We start from the raw sequence: 20,861 nt of genomic DNA on the forward strand, positions 1-20,861 counted from the left end.
ATGCCACCCTTAATATCTTTCTTATTACTATATTTAACGAATGATAATCGCAAAATCAACTTTGATATTGGAGCCTATTTATGGTGTTCATTCTAGCCTTGATCTGCATTTTTGTACTGGGATATCTCGCTCAAACTACAGGGCTTTGCATGGTTAGAGGAGTAAAAGAAGCAGAGAAAGGATCGCCAATGTTTATTGTGGCGATTGTTTTCAGCGGTTCGCTAGTTTGGGTCTCCATGACAATTGGATGGATAGTTGAGGGCCGAACAATAGTTGATGCTTTTTGGCCTAGTTTATTTTCACTTGTCGGAGGCTTTTTATTTGGTCTAGGGGCGGCGATTAATAGTGGATGTGGAGTCTCAACAGTAAGTCGTTTAGCTCGAGGTGAGTTGGTTATGCTCGCAACGGTATTAGGGTGGTTTGTTGCATGGCTGTTTTTTGCGCCAGCTTTGCCTAATGAGCTTAAAGGTGGCGAGTTGGTAATATCCGACTTTTCAAGATATGTGTTCCTCAGTTTTCTAACTATCATCATTGTGGTCAGTTGTTGTTTTATGAATGCGACTAATCGAAGACTATGGATTTCAATGTTGGGTATAGGGTTGATGGCTGGTTGTGTTTTTTTGTATGAGCCACATTGGACACCAAGTGGATTATTAAAATCAATGGGGGGCTCATTATGGCAAGGACAACCAGAAGAGTGGCCCAGAATCGAACGTTTTATATTAGTAGCCTTACTTACGTTGGGAATGGTCAGTGCAGCTCTTGTTACTAAATCATTTGTGCTTAGGACTAGCTCTTTGACACGGATATGGAAGCACTTAATCGCAGGTGTACTTATGGGCTTAGGGGCAGTGATGGCTGGTGGAGGAAATGATACTCAGCTACTAGTCGCGATGCCGGTTCTCTCACTGGCCGGGCTATCAACGGTGGTATGTATAATCCTAGGCATTTACGTAGGAATTCTTCTCTTACGATCTAAGAATGCAAAGTCATAATAACTCCTTTTTCAAATGTTTGATTAATACCGTTATGCATGGGTAGTGTGAACAATACGATGAAGTCTGTGCTGCTTTAACTGATTGATATTTGGAACTGTTCCATCGCATATTGAGCTAGGCGCTGAGGTCATTTAGACCTTCATTAAGGGAAAGTTAAGCACTACATCTGGAAATCATCCAATAACCGAGGCATATCGTGAAGGCAGTATGTCTATAAGCATGACGTTCTGTTACAGCATACACACGCTGATACAGTTCCAGTTCGGAAGTAGAAATACCAACGCGTATTAAGTTAGGCGCTGAGGTCTTCTAGACATTCTTTAGGTGACAGATAAGCTTTACTCCTGCAACCATCCAATAACCCAAGTCATATCGTGAAGCAGACGATTACGTTCTGCGTAAGCATATGCAGTACTCTGAGATCAGTTCTAGGCCAGAAGTAGAAATACCAGAGAATATTAAGCTAGGCGCTGAAGTATTAAAGACGTTCTTTAGCTGACATATAAGCTTTACTCCAGCAACCATCCAATAACCCAAGTCATATCGTGAAGTAGACGATTACGTTCTGCGTAAGCATATGCAGCACTCAGAGATCAGTTCTAGTCCGGAAGTAGAAATACCAGAGCATATTAAGCTAGGTGTTGGCTTTAAAAATGTCGTAACAATAGGTCCTGAGTAAGAAGTTAGGGTGTTAATTTGATGAATCCCCATGTGTTAGTAAAATTAATTATCAATGAAATAGAACATCCTGAAACACCATGGAACAGCATGAATTAAAATTCACAAGTAGTTGATTTAGAATTGATTTTTCAGGGTTTACAATGTGCGAATTCATTTGGTATCGTAAATGAAAAAGCAGGATTTCATCATGAAACGTTATGTATCAAGCACAATGAAGGGTTTTAAAAAAAGTCAGCGTTCAATTCTGAGAAAGCACCATACAAGAGAGATAACAGATGATAAAAATGTCTACCCAATTTTCAGTTCTGGGAATGTATACACTTCAATAGAGCTGACTTTTTTTAATTGTGAAGCGGCAATGAAGAAAGCAAAACTAGGTGCAGGTAAGCGGCCTTGCAATATTAATTTTTCTAAGAATGCCGATGTGATCGTGGATAACGTTGTCGTACTTTCACGAGATCAAGTTATGGTTGTGCAGTCGGAATATCCATTTAGCTGGAAAGACAAAATCATCGAATGCTGTAAGGAACTCGCAAGCAGTATTAATAAGCATTTCGGGTTACTTTTGATGTCAATTGATTTTCATGTTGATGAAGGCTACTTCAGAGGTAAGGAATTTATTGAAAACTTCCATTTGCATATGACTTTTTTCAATTTTGATTTTGAAAAATTGGTGCATCCATTCCGTATGCTGGGCAAGAAAAAAATGCAAAAGCTTCAAGATATTACAGGAGAAGCTTTTGCTGCACTAGGTTTTGAACGTGGAATATCCAAGGAAATTACTGGCAGGGAGCACAAGGAGAAAGCCGAGTTCTTAGCTACTCGTGTAGAAGAATTAGAGGCTGAATGTAAACGAAAGCAGGTGGAAATGGAATTTCTTAACACTTCTTATAATGAAGCGTTGGAGCGGTTCAATACGTTGAGAGATAAAGTAAGCAAGATCGAAAGCAAGGTTATTCAAGTAGAAGAGGAGCTAGGAGAGAAATTTACTAAGAACTTAATGTTAGAGCTTGATTTGGAAAAAAAGAATAAAGAATTGAAGGTCAAAGAATCGAACTCGAAACAAGAGACTGAAAAAGTAAATCTACTTAGACTGCAACTAACGAAACTTAAAGGTGAGTTGAGCCAGGTACTAACCGATAGTGAGCAAGAGATCCGGGTACTAAATAACACTAAATCAGAGTTAATCGTTACCAATGAAAAACTAGTGCGTTGTGGTAATGAATTAACAATAGTTGAAGGTGATCTGTCAAAGTTGAGCGGTAAATTAGATGATGCAAGGCAATGTGCTAACCCTAGAGAGATAGCTTTAATGATCGAAATTGAACGTATGGATGGGGTAATTAGTGATTTGCATAATAAACTGTTCCGCTATGAGAGTTCGGTTAAATCTAAGCTAAACGAAGAGCCGGGGCTGGTGGGGCGCAACAAGGATAAGCCAAAAGAACCAGACGGTAATAAATAATACATTAGTCAGTTATTAATGTACCTTACTAGCTCTAGGATCAAGGACCTTGGGCTTGTAACTGAACAGTTACAGTCGGCACTACTTAACTCGATAGTACCCTGGAAGGAATAATACCTTATACGAGACTAAAAATGGGGTATTACCAAATTTAGCCATAAACTTGCTGGCAACTAAGAATGAATTCTGATCGGTTGCCTACCACTTTTGCTCCATAGTGTGCCAGAGCTAATTGAGCTTGTACTTGGTTGGTTTGTCACATGACTTAGTTTGAAAAACGCCGAATACGTGTAGCGTAGCTATCCCAAGGTAACCTCTAGTTTCTATGGGATAATGAGAAAAGGACAGTCTCCAGGAAACCCCCGTATTGTTTTCACTGACATTTGTTTCTGAACCAGTCTTATAAATATTGGCCTTCGCAGAACTCAATAATTTCGCCAAGAGGGCACTGTATTCAGGAGAGTACGTTACACACGTGTGTTCAAATTAATACTCAGACAGTCAAAAATCGCCACAGCCTAAACTACCTAGCGCATGACGTTACACATTTTGGGTGCAGCTGCTTCAAATTAGTGCTCCTGAGCCGTTTTGTGTTAACACAGAAACTCCTTTCAAAACACTTTTTGTCTGTTGCCAAAACAATCGAGTCTAGTGTTAAAATTTAGCTATTATTAACTGATTACGTTACGAAAAAAGAGGCTCGCCATTTTGAGAATTCTATACATCGACTTGCATGGGCTCTTGTATTCGTTTCAATATCTGCAGAAAGCCGAGTTACTTTCTTCTTTTCAGTCGCAAATGCCATTTCACACCAGAAATGCACTTTTAAATAGTGTTGCACATGACAGTGAAGGCGCAAAAAGGCTAGCAGAAGCGGCGTCAGAGGCTAGTCTTCTGCTATATCCAATCTGCGGCGGGTATACAAGGGACTTACTTGTTAAACACAATATTTTTGCTGAGTCTCAGCTCGCGCCATATATCGACTTAACACTGCGCATGAGACCAGATGATAACGATGCCGTTAGGCAATTGATTGTACATGCTTGTGCGCTTAATGCAGACCACTGGTACGTCTGTGGTGATATCACATGTGATGAGCGCTTCGAGAGCTTTCCAGGACGAACGCTAACAAGTAGATTTGAAGATGGTTTCAGTGACGAATTGATATCTAAAATTTTGGCTACTAAAGTTCTCTGACTCTATTCTGTCCCTAAACGAGTCAGTGTGTCTCTGCTGACTCGGATTTGCCCCATTCCTTCTTAGGGTAACTGCTCTTAATATCCCGTTCGATCCAAAATTGATTCAATATATCTAATGTATCATTATGTAATTATCTGGATATAGGGCTTTTATGTTTGGTTTCAGTCGTGCTAATAGTGTCATAACCATCACATTACCTACTCAGGATTTTGTCTTAATAGTGGTGACCTATGAGATCATAGCGATAGTTTTAGCTTTAGTATTTTATTTGAAAATAAATTAAGGGCAGCAACAATGACTTCTCACATTACAGTACGTTTAGCGTGGCATGACGATGGTTGGAATGGCCGAATATGTAAAGAACCACAAAAGAATATTCATTGTGTTGGCTGTCATTCTTACCCTGGCGAAATGATTCGAGAGCAGCGAGACATTGAGTGGGAAAAAAATGTTGCAGGGCAGAAATTTTCTAGTCTAGATAGAATTCCGGCTTGTATGTATAGCGGTAGCGCTTTTTCAGGTGATGTATCAAGAGCCTCTGCTGCACCTCCTTCTTTTTTTAATGATGACTCGAAACCTGTTGAATGGGATATGCCTGCGGCTACTGCTTGCACATGGCCCTATGATGTGATGTTCAATGGAGAGGGCATTAAAAAGAACGGTAAATATGATAATACACAACGTTTTATGCATGCCAAAGCGCACTTTGATAAAGTCGAGTGTGCTAAAAGTTTAGTCTTTTATTATGCGAACTATTCTAATCCATTTACCACTGAAGAAAAAAGTCAGTACGTTTTAGTGGGCATTTCGAGGGTTAAATCTATCGGCGAGCCTCGTTATTACCTCAATTGTTCCGAAGAAACGAAACAAAGATATCACAATGGTTATGTGTGGCAACGAGAAGTCACCAACAGCTATCCAGAGCAAGGCATAAGGCTACCTTATCATCTTTATAAAGATGATTTAGAAACTGCGAATAAGTTTGTTGTTGTACCTGAACAATCACAAGTGTGTAAGTATGGATCAAGGTTAGTTTCTGACGATGAAGCACTTGGTTTATTAGAGCAGTTTTTAAATTCATTGCGTGTTTTAAAAGATGATATTCAAGATACCAGTGAAAATTGGAAAGCAAGAATAATCTGGTTAGAAACACTGATATCTGAACTATGGGTAAGCCGTGGTTGTTACCCTGGTATGACAAGTGTTCTTGAGTATTTGAGTTTACACGATGTAATCGACCGATATAAAAACCTAGTACAGCAAGATAACGAGCAGGAGGCTTATCAATCTGTTTGTGACTTCTTAAGTGAAAACAGCAATAGTTTATGTGGCCAAGCTTATGATAATTTGGATGCAAGAGCAGCAAGACGCCATGCTTTACTCACTGCTGAAGGTGAGTCATTAGATTTCTTACTTACTGTTGTTGCACGACTTGCTATTACTAAAGATCAGATAAGCAACATATTAAGCGAAAAACGACAAAATTGGGGAATAACCGCTTCATTAGCGGAGTTAACAGCAAACCCATATATGTTAGCAGAGCAATACCAAGGTATCGATGAAAGCGACACTATAGGTTGGAGCCTAGTGGATAGGGCCATGGTGCCATCACCCGAGTTGCCGGTAAAACCATTATTTGAGCTGCAAGCAGAGCAAAGAATGAGATCGTTATTGCTAGAGACAATTCGCAGGAGTCAACCTCACGTATTTGTTAAAGCGGAGCAAGTGCTTGAACAAACTAATGTTAGGCTAGATTATCTACCCGAATGGAAGCGAGTTGAAGTTAAAAATAGCTATTTGAGTGTTGATAAAACTTTTTATCAGCAGGCGATTACCTATCGTGAAGAGGGCAAAGTCAGGTATCTATATGATCGCTTGTTAGCGGAAGATGAATCCTTACTGAGAGATACTTTTACAAACCTTTTAACACGCAATGAAATCAAGCTGAAAACACCTACCACTAAGCGTAATTGGATTGACCAACTTAAAGATGAATCGAGTGATCTGTTTAAAGAAGATCAATCACGTGAAAATTATATTGAAGCAATTGATTTACAAGCTGATGTTTGTATCGATGTTTTCACAAAACCGATTGCCATATTAGCAGGAGGAGCGGGGACAGGTAAAAGTACCGTTGCAACTGCTTATATTAATGGTGTAAAGCAAGCTGATGGTCAAGGTGCCGCTATTTGTGTTTTAGCGCCAACAGGTAAAGCTGCTGACAGATTAAGAATGGAGCTTCAGGACAAAGATATTACCAGTGGTGTTCATGTCTGCACTATTCACTCCCTTTTAGCGACGAACAATTGGTTAAACCCTAACATGACCACTAAGCGTGATGGTGGCCGAAGCATTGAAAGTTACAGCACCATTGTAATTGATGAATGTTCGATGATAGATACCACGTTATTTGCATCATTTGTGAGGGCGGTGAATTGGCATAGCGTAACAAGAATACTGTTAGTAGGTGATCCTGCTCAGTTGCCTCCTATTGGCTACGGTAAGGTTTATGCGGATTTTGTTTGTTACTTAACTGAAAACTACCCTAATAATATTGCTCACTTAACGGTTAACTTGCGACAAATGAATAATCGTGTGATGGATTTAGGCACTGGCATTCTAGATGTTGCTTCACTGTTTATTAATCAATCTGCTAAATCTAAAAACACCGCTTCATGTGATGTTAAGGAAGCTAAATTAGATCGCGATGAGTTATTAATAAAACTCCAAGATGGCGGAGAGGTGGCTAAAGATTTACATGTTGAATACTGGAATGAAAACCAACCGATATCAGAAAAACTGATTGATTTGGTTTCACAGAACTTTGGTAAAGAGAGTGAAGATGGGCAAGCGACATGGCAACGTGTCTTAAAAGATGATGTCGTCGCGTTTCAAATTCTATCACCTGTACGTGGTGAGGAATTTGGTACAGAAGCAATCAACTTAGCCTGTCAGAGTTTTAAGTCTGGTGATTGGGCTCAACGCGGTACGGTGGATGGGTTTCACGTATTTGATAAGGTGATTCAGGTTAGAAATAGAACTAAATCAGATCCCATCCGAGCCTGGGATTTTAATAAAAAAGAGCAAGTGGATTTACAAATATTCAATGGTGAGATTGGCACTTTACATCCTCAGCCAAAAGAGTTTAAAAGACTTAGCTGGTCCGCGTTTACTTTTAGAAAACTCTGCGCAACATTAGTTGGTAAAGACAAGATTAGTATTAATTACTTTGGGCGTGCTAAGGACTCCCCTGAAAGTAACTTAGAGCTTGCTTACGCTATATCGGTTCACAAATCTCAAGGCAGTGAGTTTAAGCACGTGTATTTTGTGATACCTAAAGGCGCAACTAACCGTCGATTAATGGAACTTATTTATACTGGTATTACACGCGCAAACCGCAAGTGTACCTTGCTTATTGAAGGAGATGTGTCCTCGCTAATTGATCATGCTCGCCCTGAAAAATCAGCACTTGAGGTGATAAATAGCTCCTTATTTGATTTTAATGCGGTACCGGATGAGTTACTTGAAGTGACTGGTTGGTATGAGTCAGGGAAAGTACATAAAGCTTTAATTGGTGAGATGCTTAGAAGTAAATCTGAAGTGATTGTTGCTGACCTTTTGTTTAAACACGACTTGCAACCTTATTATGAGAAGCCATTAAAAGGCAAAGATGGTAGTCAATATCTCCCTGACTTTACCATTCAATACCAAGGTGAAACCTATTACTGGGAGCATTTAGGGATGCTCGAAAAACCAGAGTATCTAGCCAAGTGGGAAAGTAAGAAGCAGTGGTATGTTGAAAATGGTTTTGCAGATCAACTTATAATTTCCCGTGATAGAAAAGGTGCCATTGACTCATCCGAAATAGACATGCTAATCAAAGAGAAAATTCTTGGATTTGATTTATCTGAAATGAAAAAATCATGGGATGAAATCATAGAATTATCAGATGAAGCAGTCATTATTGAGTTTGCGAAAAAAGCGATTGAAAAAGATTTAGCATTACCGGTTTGGGGTTATGAGATAAGTTTAAATGATGAAGTCGTAGGTGAGTTGGAGTTTGCTTGGTTAGATACAAAAGTTGCTATTTATACTGAGAATGGACTAAGCGAGGAAAATGCAGGTCAGCTTGAGAGTGAAGGTTGGCATACGCTTGATTTTAAAACGTTTAATGCCAAAAAGTTAGCTAACGTGATTTCTGCGATGATAGGTTAAATTTCTATGTAACGAATGAAATAAAATACTTCTTATAGCACATGAGGTTTTACACTGTGTACGGCATAGTGAGTTTGACCAAAGGTGATGAATGCACTGTGCCAGCTTTGTAGTGCAATACTTTGGATTATCGGTTTAATAAACGAGCAAACTCGCTGACACGTTTCTGTCGGATTCGATGCAAACAAAGAACAGCTTGTTGCTCTTCACTTTTTACCGAAACAAAGCGAGTTTTTGGTCTTGAAACCGCCTCGCAGATCGCTTCGCCGTCGTTCGCATTGTTCTTCTCATTTTGCCGGTATGGAATGAAAAACTTTGAAGCCATGATTTTAGGTGTGTGACCCAGATTTTTAAGTTCTCGAGACCAATGATGCGCCCCAGAGCATGCCTCCATCCCAATAGAACAAGGTGGAAGATTGGCAAATGTGTCTAAGAGTTTGTTTCTTCTAACTGTTTTGCGTAAGACGCACTTGCCATATGCATCTACGCCATGAATACTGAGTACATTCTTGGCAAGATCAACGCCAATGGTTTGAATAGTGGACATAGTAACCTCCAGTTTCTAAGCGTATTCATAGTTAACGATGGCACGCTGCGGCTCGTGTAGAGGGAGTCCATATCATTCGTTATATTTTTTTGGAGGCCTTATGGGGCAATCTGTACAACAAAGAAAGCAAAATAAAGATGACTGGTTTGACTCTGTAGTCCAGAATGCAATTCTTTTTTTAAATTCATCTTTCGAAAATCTGGAAGACTCTCCGCGAAGCTCAGTAATAGACCTCTACACGGCGATAGAGTTATTGTTTAAAGCTAGGCTTATGAAAGAGCATTGGGCTCTCATTATTACTCGTCCTGAAGACGCAAAAATCACTAGTTTCGAAAATGGTAATTTTCACTCGGTTTACTTAGAGCAATCTGAGAAAAGGTTAAAAAACATTTGTGGTGAGAAGTTTAAAAAAGAAGCTATGGATAACTTCAAAGCTTTAGGCGAGCATCGTAACCAAATTGTTCATTTTGCCCATACTGGCTTTGGTGAAAACAGAAAAACTGTGATATTTGAGCACTGGGCATCTTGGTATTATCTGTATGACTTAGTGACAAAACAGTGGTCCGAAACATTTGATAGTTATCTTAAGCACTTCGAAAGGTTTAATAAACGTATCTACCGAAACACTGACTTTTTGCAAGTGAAGTATGACGCTATAGATAAAGATATTGAGAATGAAAAAAAGAAAGGTACTGAAGTATTGACGTGTCCCTCGTGCCACTTTAATTCCGCAGTAGTGAAGAAAACAAACTATTGGGGTAAAGATTTTGAATGTCTCGTATGTGATGTAAAAGACGAAATACCGACAGAAATTAAAACGGCTATTCCCTGCGAGCATTGTAATAAGCCGGTTTCATATTTCTTATTACGTAGTAACGGGTGTAATCATTGTTCAGGTGAAATCTCAGAAAAATATGCGCTTGATGAATACGTAAAAGTTTATCACGGAGGTTATGAAGATGATGAAGATCTATACAACTGTTTACCAGTAGGGCATTGCCACAATTGTGAGTCGGAGACAGCGACTGTTGTGGTAATTGAAGGCGTTGAAGTGTGTGTTTCTTGTGGAGTACAAGGTTGGCGGATTATGCCTTGTGAGCATTGTTCAGAGTACGTGACAGGAGATAGAGATAGAATAGTGTATTTTGCTTGTCACTTATGTGAAGACGAAGTTCGAAAGGGAATTGAAGAGACTTTCGCCCAATTTGAAGCGGAATGTGGCGAATAAAATATAACAATAAATTTAAGAGTGATTCATAACGCTTGGTGCCCTCACTTCAAGGAAGTTTAGTGTTTATGGCACAATGCTCTAAGTAAGGTAGTGGCGTTGTTCATATCTTAATTTGGCGTTAGATTTTAAGTGGCAATAAATAGGATTGGAGTTGAAATTTGTTTCCTAAACATCATGATTTTAAGTTTTGTGCTAGCTATAAATTGGCAGACTCAATTAGGACTGTTGTGTTCGAGGACTATGGTGATTCACCTTTAGAAGTTGCCTCAGACTTTGATAATCAAGCACTGAAACCAGTTAAAAATAGCTTGTTACATGACTACATAGAGCACAACATAAATGAGTATTTCTATTTTTACTTGATGGATGCAGGTGGAGATGAGTACTCCAGTGAAGAGATAATACAGTGGTGTAACGAGTATGATTTAAAAGTCATGTCTCCTGAAGAGTACTACATGAGTACAGGTACACAGTGGGTAGCGGAAGAAACCGACTTATTCGAATATCATACAGAGTATTTACTTGATTTTGCTCGTGACAACTTAACACCAATGATCAAAATTGAAGTTTTTAATCTTTTGTTTTCAGATCGCTGCTTTTTAATAGAGTTCAATAAGAAAATCGCCCACGAAATAAAGGGGTTGATGTTAATCGATGAACCGGAACTTTTAAAAAAAGATGGTGTATTAAAAAGAAATACTTATTGGCCTAAGTGGTTAGAGCGTGCTCTATTTTGTCGAGAGAAAGGCTTATGTGCCATTTGCAAAACAGATCTCAGTTCTATGTATCACACGGCAGGAAAGTTATCTATAGATCACATGGTTCCTTTAAACTTAGGGGGTGTTAACGATGTGAGTAACCTTCAGCTTTTATGCCAGAAATGCAACTTGGAGAAGCTAGGGGATAAAATCATTACAACAAATTTACACCCGACCTATTGGTAAAAAAACTAACAAGGCGCTTAACATTGACCCTAAACGCGTGGCATCTTTGCTTCGCAAAAGTGTATGCCACGGTTTCGGGCACGTTAGCTTGGCGTTATGCATAGGAGAAAAAATGGAAGATTCGTGTAAGTGGGAATTCTTACTTAGTGGGGACTTAAGGTTAATCCGTTCCTTCTCTGAGCAAAGAACAAATGTATATTTTGATGTTTCTGGTGGTGTCGATCATTGGCATGATTGTATGAATGATGATTTTAGATTGTCGTCAATTTACTTTGATGAGGAAGAGTCCCCAGAAACGGTTTGGCAAGTCGGGTACGAGTTAACTTCCATATTTAATGGCATATGCTTAATCCTTGACTCTAACCATCAGCGACTAAAATTGGATGAACTACTTCACAATGGAGTATCGGTACTCAAACCTGAAAAGCAAATGCATATGGCGGTTCTCGGGCATCCTGACTCGTTGACTAACTATATGGTTAGTAGAGAGTTTGAAGCCGCTAAAAGTAAAGATATACGACTTTTTATGCTAAATCTTGCTACGGAAAGAGAAGACGTTTATCTACTATTAAAGTATTTTGACCTATACCATGACTGGGTTAATTACTACAAAATGTATGAAACGTTAGAGGCATTTTCTAAAATAACAGGAATAGAAATTAACGTAGATAATAAGCTACTCAAGGCCTTTAAAAACACCGCAAACAACTATCAGTTTTCAGGCATTCAGTCACGACATGGTTTCAAGAAAACCATAGCATCAAACAAAACTCCCTCAATGGATCTTGCTGAGGCCCATAAGTTCGTTGCTGATATAGCGATAGACTACCTAAATAAGGTTGCTAATCTAGTTGTTCATCATCCAGAGCAGAAACAATTCAGTTTACCTGAATAACGTGAGTCTATGCATAACAAGAGTTTAAGGTTTCAAGATACTTGTTCTAATAAATACCGAGCGCGTTAGACCTTAAACTCTAACGCGTTTCTGTCCAAAAACGTTTTTAAAATTGATTAATCTTTATTGTATTCATCGTAACTTGTTCACTTGTAATGCACCTGAAAAGTGATCGAACTTTAGGCTTCACATTTAGATAACTAGCGTTATAAAACCTTCTTTCAGATCAAACTCTATTGTCCTCCGTCAGCATGCTCCGTTTGAGACAACTTTCAAGCCGATCTTGCTTCTTTGCTGTGGCTAATTGCAGCAGTAAGTCCGCAGCGGTAATAAAGTGTGTTTTTTTATTCCTTTTAGTACTGCCAAACTACAAAGGCTTACTGCAAGGTGGCTCTTGCCAACCCCCAGTGACTTTGCCGCATCAGCAACACTGTAGCCTTGTTCCAGCACCATCAACACGGCTTCATCTTCAAATGCCTGCGGATAACTATTGTGTGTTTTCTTCAAACTCATAGATCTCTTAATTCATTAACATACGGTCTTAAAATTAAGTGTCCGATGGAACTAGACCAGAACACTAAGGGCTGGCGTTAAGAAATCGGATAATCATGATTATTCAAAAGGTAGGAGATAAGGTTGCTATCACAGCAACCAACCCACTAAAACCCCAAAAAGCTCGCCACCAGCAAAGTGCTCAAGCCTAGACGATGCGTTGTTGTTTCATGAACCTGAAAACGTATCAAAGTTAGACATCAATAAGCAAGCACACAGGCTACCTCAAGGATGAGGCGCAACCGCCTCATCTTAAAATTAAAAACCATAAAAACGACAAATATTACAACAACGATTTACATCACAAACACAAATTACACTGATATTAAAGTTCAATATTTTCATATTTTTAACAAAGGCGAGCTATTGCTCGATGGTGCTTTTGATACCAACTATGAAGGAGTTATGACCTTTGGTGAGTCTGTATCGGGGTGGAGAGTATATTAATGCAGATGCCTTTGAGTTTAGGCAGTATGAATGTCCTCAAATAAACACGGATGAGGAAATAGAGTATTTTTCAGAAATGGTACATTCAATGAAGCGTGTATGCACTGAGTTAAATGGTGCACCTTAAAAGGTTGTCTAAATCGAGATCGATCTTTAGACGAGATTCGCAGCATTGCGCTTAGCTACCTAATGAATGGATTAATAATCCATTCTTTCTTTTGGGTTTAGGTTAAGCACACTAACCATAAAATCACACAAAGCGGGCAGAAAAAAATGCTCACCAACCTAAGCTCAAGCATCTGAAAAATATAGCTTTACTCAGAGATTTCTAATGGTTACTATTTTAGATGTTAAAGTGAAAATTGAACACTATTATGAGAAATGTTAGAAAATTCACGATTGAAAAAATTGCACGTACATGGATACACGCAACGATAAAAAATGAGGTGAGATCAGCCACATCATCAAACAAATCATACCCCGCACGGCTGGTCAAAACTGATCTTCTTAGCGAATCTCTAATTGGTGAAGAGGTGTACTTGTACGTTGAGGATGTCTCTGTACGCAGCGATTTTGGTACAGATCTGATGTATATGGTCATTGGTGTTATCGATGATATCGATGAATACAATCGCCTTGCCAGTTTTATGCTGGATTATGCAATGTCTGACGCTAAGAGTGGAAAATTATCGACACCTGCTATGACTACAATTGTCGCCTCTTGCAGCAAGTATCCATGGTTACGCCTTGATGAAGTTGAGCTGGTAAGTAAATTCTACATCTCTAAGCCAGAATTCAACACCTTAACTAACATCGATAAATTGCTGTCCATTGAGCTGTGGAGTTTTTCTGAAATGGTCAAATGCAGGGGCTACGTTGAACAACTGAGCAAACTCTCAGACTCTAGAGTTCTACCCAATCAAAGGATTGACGAAACCATATCTATCGCTAGAGATCGAATTGGGCAATGCAAAGGGGCTAACTGCTACAGAAAAGATGATCATGATAGAGGTATAAAGCTTAGTTTAATATGCTAAGAACTTAACAAAATAGGCTTAACGCCTCATGTTTTGTAGTAACCTTAGCTATTAAGAAGCATCCTTTTACTGAACAGGGAGAGGGCATTAACTATCCCTCTCGATACTAAGACTCTATTGAAAATGTAATAGTTGGAAACCGCGACTCAATCTCATCAATAAAGCGCTGTATATGAACTAGGCTGTTGTTGTCGGTAGAAAAAAGCCACCAGCAACACTGGTGGCTTTAAAGCAAATCAATGAAGATAGGTTTGCTTTTTCTTTGATGATATTTGTTCAATAATCCACCCTGCGTCGAGCAGAGGGGCGCCCCGTCGGAAATGCAATAGAATATCAATCGCACGTTCAGATAAGTGATTAACATACCCTTCCGTTAAATGGCAATTGAGATGGGTCTCATGCTCCCAAATCTTGCTTCGGATTGATGGTAGGTATTCTCGGACCTCTTCCTCGGTTAATCGGTCGAAGCTTTCGAATGCAGTAATATCTAGGCAAATACTGGCGGTTTGAATCTCTATAGGTGTCACGTTCATCATATTCTCCAATAGCTAATTGCGTATATGTGGATCTTTCCACACTCGAGACTAGGATCACGGTTAACTAATGAAGAGCAATTTATACTCAAAGCAATGCAATCTAGTCTGGAAGTAAAAAATATGCCTTCCTATAGATTAATATTAGTAGGTAACTGCATATTCACAAATTAGTTTAACCTATAGGAGATTATAATTTGATTTTTAGGACTAAAGTGATTTGCCACTTATCTAGGATTATGGGTGAGAAGCGCTTAAAGATATCAATAGTCTCTAGGGACACTGGAATTAACCGAGGAACGATTACTAGACTTTATTACGATGAAGCTGAAAGAGTAGAGTTGGATGTGATCGGTAAGCTGTGTACCTATTTAGATGTCCCCATTGAGGAGCTCCTAGAAGTACAGACTTCTGATGAGGGTAATATTTAACTAGTCTACAAATTAGGCTTTATTGGGTATGACTGAGCTTTTGTTCTAGCCATTTATTTGGTTACAGTCGCTGCTGGCGATGTTCTTCAAGCCTATTATTCAAGACTTGCTCCCACAGTTTGAGCCCGTCCCGTTTCTCGTCTAAATACTCATAGCGGTCGTAGTGCTTACCGGATACATCGCTGATAGCGTGACCTTGAATTCTGTCACGAATCTCCTTGCTGATTTTGAATTGACCACCCAGTGTTTTAAATGTGCGTCTGAAGTCTCGACCGATGAAGTTCTCTATCTCTGTATTCCGTTTATAGGTCAATATAGCTTGAGCTAACGTATTACTGGGCATAGCTTCGGTTGGTTTGGTTTTTTTATGGAAAACAAAAGGACTATTAAATGCATTGTCTGCTTGGCATTCCTGAAGTATCCCCATCGCCGTTTCCGTGAGAGGAATTACGTGTGGCTGGTTTGTTTTAAAGACTTCAGCTCGAATCGTTAAGGTTCTATCTCTAAAGTTAATATCGCTCCATTTAGTATTCGCTAACTCGTAGGGGCGCTGTCCACCCAAGTAAAAGCAAAGTCTGATAAAACGTCGAGTAGAAGGCGCGAGTTTTAAGTCGTGGTAGCGGTTGTTCATGTCATAGAGAAGCTGAATAAGCTCTTCTATGCTGAGAAAACGATCTCCGGCTTTGTCTGCATAAGTTTGTTTAGGAATAGCAGAGATAGGATTGTACTTCAGAGAAAATTTCACATTTGAATTATTGCTGGCGGGATCGTTGTCGTTCTTTAATCCAAATTCAAAGGCGGCGTGCAAATAGGAACGAAGCTTATTACTTTTAGGGGCATAGCCTTCTTGGATAGGAATGCTGAGTGCTTCCATGAAATCACTGGGCTCAAACTCCTTCGCCCTACGTGTCTTATCTACATATGGGTAGATATTGCTGATGATTTTCTGCTTATCATCTTCATAGTTTCTTTTGCCACGTTTGCACTTGTCTAGTGTATATAGCTCGATTAATTGCTCGAATGAACCTGAACGCTGTAATTCTTGCGCTAAGTACTCTTGTTCTGACTCTTTTTCTTTCAAGTAATCAAGAGGATTTATACCTTGTGATAGTAATTCGCTATATGACTCAGCCGTTTTTCTAGCTCTAGCTAAAGTGACCCCTGGAAATCGCCCGATAGGAATAAAAACAGCTTTTGAATCTTTGAAGTAACGAAATTTGAAGGACTTTGCTCCGGTCGGTGCTACTTGAATACCTAAACGACCTTTTCCACGCTCAGCTGTTTTATCCCAGACGTAGTAGGGATTTTTCTTTGCTGGTAGGGCATTGATCTCTACAACTGTCAGCATCACTTATCTCCGGTATTGGTGGTTTAGTGAGAATTGCATGGTCACTTAATAATCGAATATTGGCGGTTTATAGTCAAGTAACTAGTCAAGTAAGGATGGAATAATATGGAATAGGGTGAAACATTATGAATCTTGACTTATGTCATGATGCTATCTATCTTGTTGTAATTGCGTTATAAATTCAGATTTTTATAGTTCGTGATGTTTCACTGTGTTCGCGACAATCATCTCTTCTAAGGATGTGGTCAGAGGTTCGAATCCTCTAGGGCGTGCCATATTCTAAAGGCCAGATAATTCAATGAATTATCTGGCCTTTTTCGTTTCTGATGCCAAAGATAAAGTAGTCAATTGATTACTACTAAATCAATTGAGTTTGACTGACATAGTAAGTAAATCTACCTCGCCTATATCTACAACGGCAAACCGTTTCCCCGACTATACTAAAGTCATCATAAATTGATGTGTTGGTGTACTCGTGAAAAGGTGCCTTGTCTTTATCAGCTTTCTGATGATTAGCGCTTGTAGCCCGCAGCGCTTGCATGAGGTATTTTCTCCCCTTATGAAGTACCTTAACGACAATAGTGATGGTGTTACGTTCAGATTAGAGGCTTCGAGAAACTATGCTTCATTTGATAAAAAGTTAGCGGATAAAAAATTCCATTTCTCTTTACCTAATCCGTTTCAGACCATCAATGCAATCGACGATGGATACCGTGTGTTTGCCAAAATGGGAGATGATCAAAATTTTCGTGGCATTATTCTTATCCGCAAGGATAGCGATATAAATACCCCCGCAGACTTAATAGGCAAGCCCGTTAGTTATCCTGCACCCACCGCGTTGGCCGCCACGATGATGCCTCAGCTTTATCTTCAACAAAATGGTGTCGAGGTGATGGAAGAGCTCGATAATCATTACGTTGGTTCACAAGAATCCTCCATTATGAACGTTTATCTAGGGACAACCGTCGCCGCTTCTACTTGGCCTCCACCGTGGAGAGCGCTGAGTAAGGAGCGTCCTGAACTCGCAGAAGAATTAACGGTGAAATGGAAAACAAAACCCTTGATTAATAATAGCTTTGTAGTGAGAACGGATATTCCCAAAGCAATGGTCGAGCGAGTTGCTGAGTTATTGGTTGGTTTGCATGAGGACAGTGAAGGACAAAAAATTTTACAGCGCATAGAGCTGTCAAAATTTGAGTTGGCGACGGACGAAACTTATCAAGTGATTCACGATTTTATAAAGACGTACGATAAGCAGGTTAAAAAGATAGAGCAATGAACATAGCTCTGAATGAAGGCAATAAGCATACTTGGTGGCAAACGGTATTTACCAAGACTGTATCTCGTCAGCTTTTCTGGGGGGTAGCGTTAACTCATGCCATTTTGATGACGATCTTTGTGATTGATTTAGTCGATAAGCAGCAGCAGTTTTTATACCAGCAAAGTAAAGAGCAATCTATTGCCTTAGTAAAAACGTTGGCGGCAAATGGGACATCATGGATCTTGGCAGACGATTACATCGGAATGGAGGAGGTGATTAACTCACAATCGCTTTTTCCAAACTTAAACTTTGCTCTATTTACAGATAACGACAATAAGGTGTTAGCTCATAGTCAAAGAGAGCATGTTGGTCTTTTCCTCGACGATGAAACAAGTGTAAGAATGTTAGAGGATTCACTCAGTACGCTCATTCTATTTGAGAGTAATAATCAGATAGATATTGCGACCGCTGTTTTTGTTAATGGAGAAAAAATCGGTTGGGCGAGAGTGAGTTTAAACCGAGAGCATATTGTTGATAACCTGCAAGTCATTAATAGGAATGGCTACTTTTATATGCTTTTAGCAGTTGCTGTAGGTAGTCTTTTTGCAATATTGCTGGCACGTGGTCTAACTAAAGCAATACGTGTTATGACTATTGCGGCAAATGAGGTTCGAGAAGGGGGTAGGGAGGTTGATTTTGATGTTCAACGCATTGATGAGCTTGGGGAGTTGGGTCAAGGGTTTAACGATACAGTCAAAGCTTTGGCTCAAAATGAAGCTGCGTTAAAGCGTCAGCAAGAAGGATTAGAAGAGACTGTTCGTGAGCGTACTTTAGAGCTGGAAGAGAGCAACTGTGAATTGTCTAACGCCAATGAACTTATTCTGGAAAACAACGAGCAAATCAAAGCGTCTTATAAAAAACTGAAAGAGATGCAGAAGCAGCTTGTTGAAACAGAAAAAATGTCTGCGCTTGCTTACCTTGTCAGGGGTATTGCACATGAAATGAATACGCCTTTGGGCATTGCTTATACGGCGAATACTTGTGTGGGGGATAAGATTGCCGAAATTGAAAACTATTTATCCTGTGATGAGGTATCAAAAGAACAGTTATTGGAGTACTTAGAAGAAGCAACGGAAGCGGTTCAATTTATTACTAAGAACATTGAACGCTCTACTTTACTCGTTGGGCGATTCAAGGAGTTAGATTCCCAGCAATATGATACCCAGCCTGAGCGATTAAACATGAAAGAGTATGTCGAAGCAGCTCAAATAAACCTCCACGTTGAAGAGCTAGAACCAGCTATAAATGTAAATGTCGATATTGCTTGTGAGCTCTTTGTGATGGGAAATGGAAAGCAACTTGAGCAGCTTTTTTATCATCTTTTTGAAAACTCAATTACTCATGCCTTCGATCAGGTAGACGACAGGAAGATCAATATCAGTGCTAATCACAAGGGAAGTAAAGTCGAGTTATTGTATCGGGACAATGGAAATGGAATGGCAGCAGAGCAAGTGGAGCAGGTATTTAATCCGTTTTATACCAGTAAGCTGGGTAAGGGCAGTAGTGGCTTAGGTATGAGTGTTGTCTATAACATAGTTAAATATGGCTTTAATGGTGAGATTACTTGCCACTCAAAACTTGGTACAGGTGTAGAGATTAAAGTAGTGTTTGATGTAAACAGCGATACTGAGCAATGAACATAGTAAATTGTGCAGGGTGTTTGTCCTAATTATGGGTAGGTCAATCTATTGATTATCGTATAGGCATCTCACTAATGTTTGAGGAGTACAATAGTCAATAGCGTGAATATAAGCATATGAAATGGTTTTTTACGTTTTGGTAACGATCTAAGTCATGGATTATTTATCGATAGGATATTAACGAAAACTAAGTCTGTTTTCTGTCAATCATTACGCTTTAGCGATTCATCTTGGGCTTGTATGGGTATATAATTTACTCGACCTAATAATTATATCATCACGAAGATAAAAATATAGCTACTGAGATATTAAGTTAAAGTGATTAAGAGAGTATGTACGTGAAGAAAATGGAAGCTCCACATGATATGAAAATAGGGGCTAGATTCAAAACAAATAGGCATGGCTATGTGACAGTAGTTGAGTATTATAATACGCATACTGTTATCGTAACGTTTGATAATACCGGAAATGTACGTTCAATCAGCGCTGCTAAATTACGAGTAGGGCAACTTACCGATCGCGATGTTGCACCAGAATCGATTATGGTTGGCGAACAGGTTGAATCAGTAAAGCATGGACTGTTAACGATTACGCAAGTGGAATCAGACAATATTGTTGTCCTTGTTAATCGTGAAAATGTAGAAATTCGCATGCTACTTCCTGCGGTGCAGAAAATGAAAGATAAAGTTGAAGATGAAGTCAGCGAATCAGTTATCACTCCGTTACCGACCTCTTTAAGCCAATTAACTAAAAGAAATAAAAAGACGAAGGATGTTAATAGCATGCTTAAAAAGATGCTTACAGACTACGGAAAGTAATAATCGTTAACCCTCTATCCGCTATTCATAAAACTCTCTCCGCTTAGATAGCTCCCCAAGGCGGTCTAATTCCCATTGTAAACAAAGTTTCATATTCTTGTTAAAAATCTAAGTTTGATCAAGATCTCAATCTGAAATTTACTCGTGATTTTAGGTGATCTTCATCACAATCCCATTCTGGGTTTGTGATTGAAGTCGCGTTTGATGGGTGGTGTTTCGCTTATTATGCTCTCACACAATAAGAGAATGAAATTTCTCAAACATTAAATCCAATTGAGACAAATATTATGAAAAAGATTCTTGTAGTTTGCGGTAACGGCCTTGGTACTTCACTAATGATGGAAATGGCAGTTAAAGAGGTGGCTAAAAAAATTGGCTTCGAAGCTGAGATTGATCATGAAGACTTATCATCAGCAGCATCAAGTACTGCGGATATTTGGGTAGCCGCAACAGACGTGGCTAACCAGTTAAAAGAATCAGGAAAAGAGAATATTATTAGCCTTAAGAATATCTTTGACAAGGCATCGATTGAAGAACAACTGAAATCTTTCATGTAGG

The 20,861-nt window shown here is 39.2% G+C and carries 15 protein-coding genes and 2 pseudogenes; 13 read left to right on the forward strand and 4 right to left on the reverse strand.

The window, feature by feature from the left end:
* Positions 1–188 precede the first annotated feature (188 nt).
* The 4 genes from L4D20_RS09965 to L4D20_RS09980 all read left to right on the forward strand — a co-directional run bounded on the left by L4D20_RS09965 (position 189) and on the right by L4D20_RS09980 (position 8,559).
* Entirely contained in the window at positions 189–995 is an 807-nt protein-coding gene (locus L4D20_RS09965; RefSeq protein ID WP_428801732.1) for a YeeE/YedE thiosulfate transporter family protein, read from the forward strand.
* 850 nt (positions 996–1,845) lie between these two features.
* The gene (locus L4D20_RS09970; RefSeq protein WP_428801425.1) at positions 1,846–3,144 is read left to right on the forward strand and encodes a hypothetical protein; all 1,299 of its coding nucleotides are present in this window, start codon (positions 1,846–1,848) and stop codon (positions 3,142–3,144) included.
* 708 nt (positions 3,145–3,852) lie between these two features.
* Positions 3,853–4,341, forward strand: a complete 489-nt coding sequence (locus L4D20_RS09975) for a hypothetical protein (RefSeq protein ID WP_428801426.1) — start codon at positions 3,853–3,855, stop codon at positions 4,339–4,341.
* A gap of 297 nt (positions 4,342–4,638) precedes the next feature.
* Positions 4,639–8,559 (forward strand): ATP-dependent DNA helicase, encoded by a 3,921-nt coding sequence (locus L4D20_RS09980; RefSeq protein WP_428801427.1) that lies wholly within the window; start codon positions 4,639–4,641, stop codon positions 8,557–8,559.
* Positions 8,560–8,689: 130 nt separating this feature from the next.
* Here the strand turns inward: L4D20_RS09980 and L4D20_RS09985 are convergent.
* A pseudogene (locus tag L4D20_RS09985) lies at positions 8,690–9,106 on the reverse strand (transposase); the annotation flags it as partial.
* A gap of 100 nt (positions 9,107–9,206) precedes the next feature.
* Between L4D20_RS09985 and L4D20_RS09990 the strand changes: the two are divergent.
* From L4D20_RS09990 to L4D20_RS10000, 3 genes are all read left to right on the forward strand, one after another.
* Complete coding sequence (locus L4D20_RS09990; protein WP_428801428.1) at positions 9,207–10,334, forward strand: hypothetical protein; 1,128 nt, start codon at positions 9,207–9,209, stop codon at positions 10,332–10,334.
* A 161-nt stretch (positions 10,335–10,495) separates the two neighbouring features.
* Positions 10,496–11,281, forward strand: a complete 786-nt coding sequence (locus tag L4D20_RS09995; RefSeq protein ID WP_428801429.1) for an HNH endonuclease — start codon at positions 10,496–10,498, stop codon at positions 11,279–11,281.
* Positions 11,282–11,393: 112 nt separating this feature from the next.
* Positions 11,394–12,176: a hypothetical protein gene (locus L4D20_RS10000; RefSeq protein ID WP_428801430.1), complete on the forward strand. Its 783-nt coding sequence runs from the start codon at positions 11,394–11,396 to the stop codon at positions 12,174–12,176.
* A 384-nt stretch (positions 12,177–12,560) separates the two neighbouring features.
* Here L4D20_RS10000 and L4D20_RS10005 read toward each other — a convergent pair.
* Positions 12,561–12,689 (reverse strand): annotated as a pseudogene (locus L4D20_RS10005) (transposase); the annotation flags it as partial.
* Positions 12,690–13,549: 860 nt separating this feature from the next.
* On the opposite strand from L4D20_RS10005, the gene L4D20_RS10010 reads away from it, so the two are divergent.
* Entirely contained in the window at positions 13,550–14,212 is a 663-nt protein-coding gene (locus L4D20_RS10010; RefSeq protein WP_428801431.1) for a hypothetical protein, read from the forward strand.
* Between the two features lie 236 nt (positions 14,213–14,448).
* On the opposite strand, the gene L4D20_RS10015 is transcribed toward L4D20_RS10010, so the two are convergent.
* Positions 14,449–14,748: a hypothetical protein gene (locus L4D20_RS10015; RefSeq protein ID WP_428801432.1), complete on the reverse strand. Its 300-nt coding sequence runs from the start codon at positions 14,746–14,748 to the stop codon at positions 14,449–14,451.
* Between the two features lie 212 nt (positions 14,749–14,960).
* On the opposite strand from L4D20_RS10015, the gene L4D20_RS10020 reads away from it, so the two are divergent.
* Positions 14,961–15,176 carry a helix-turn-helix domain-containing protein gene (locus L4D20_RS10020; RefSeq protein WP_428801733.1) on the forward strand — a complete coding sequence of 72 codons (216 nt, stop codon included), beginning with the start codon at positions 14,961–14,963 and terminating at the stop codon, positions 15,174–15,176.
* 61 nt (positions 15,177–15,237) lie between these two features.
* Here the strand turns inward: L4D20_RS10020 and L4D20_RS10025 are convergent, their stop codons facing one another.
* The gene (locus L4D20_RS10025; RefSeq protein WP_428801433.1) at positions 15,238–16,524 is read right to left on the reverse strand and encodes a tyrosine-type recombinase/integrase; all 1,287 of its coding nucleotides are present in this window, start codon (positions 16,522–16,524) and stop codon (positions 15,238–15,240) included.
* A 508-nt stretch (positions 16,525–17,032) separates the two neighbouring features.
* On the opposite strand from L4D20_RS10025, the gene L4D20_RS10030 reads away from it, so the two are divergent.
* The 4 genes from L4D20_RS10030 to L4D20_RS10045 all read left to right on the forward strand — a co-directional run bounded on the left by L4D20_RS10030 (position 17,033) and on the right by L4D20_RS10045 (position 20,860).
* Positions 17,033–17,803, forward strand: a complete 771-nt coding sequence (locus L4D20_RS10030) for a phosphate/phosphite/phosphonate ABC transporter substrate-binding protein (protein WP_428801734.1) — start codon at positions 17,033–17,035, stop codon at positions 17,801–17,803.
* A complete protein-coding gene (locus tag L4D20_RS10035; protein WP_428801434.1) occupies positions 17,800–19,482 on the forward strand; it encodes a sensor histidine kinase in 1,683 nt (560 codons plus the stop codon). The genes L4D20_RS10030 and L4D20_RS10035 overlap by 4 nt, the downstream gene beginning before the upstream one ends.
* 350 nt (positions 19,483–19,832) lie before the next feature.
* A complete protein-coding gene (locus L4D20_RS10040) occupies positions 19,833–20,303 on the forward strand; it encodes a hypothetical protein (protein ID WP_428801435.1) in 471 nt (156 codons plus the stop codon).
* A 287-nt stretch (positions 20,304–20,590) separates the two neighbouring features.
* Complete coding sequence (locus L4D20_RS10045; protein WP_428801436.1) at positions 20,591–20,860, forward strand: PTS sugar transporter subunit IIB; 270 nt, start codon at positions 20,591–20,593, stop codon at positions 20,858–20,860.
* Position 20,861: the final 1 nt, after the last annotated feature.

It is taken from the genome of Vibrio kyushuensis, assembly GCF_050337325.1.
Taxonomy (GTDB): Bacteria; Pseudomonadota; Gammaproteobacteria; order Enterobacterales; family Vibrionaceae; genus Vibrio; species Vibrio kyushuensis.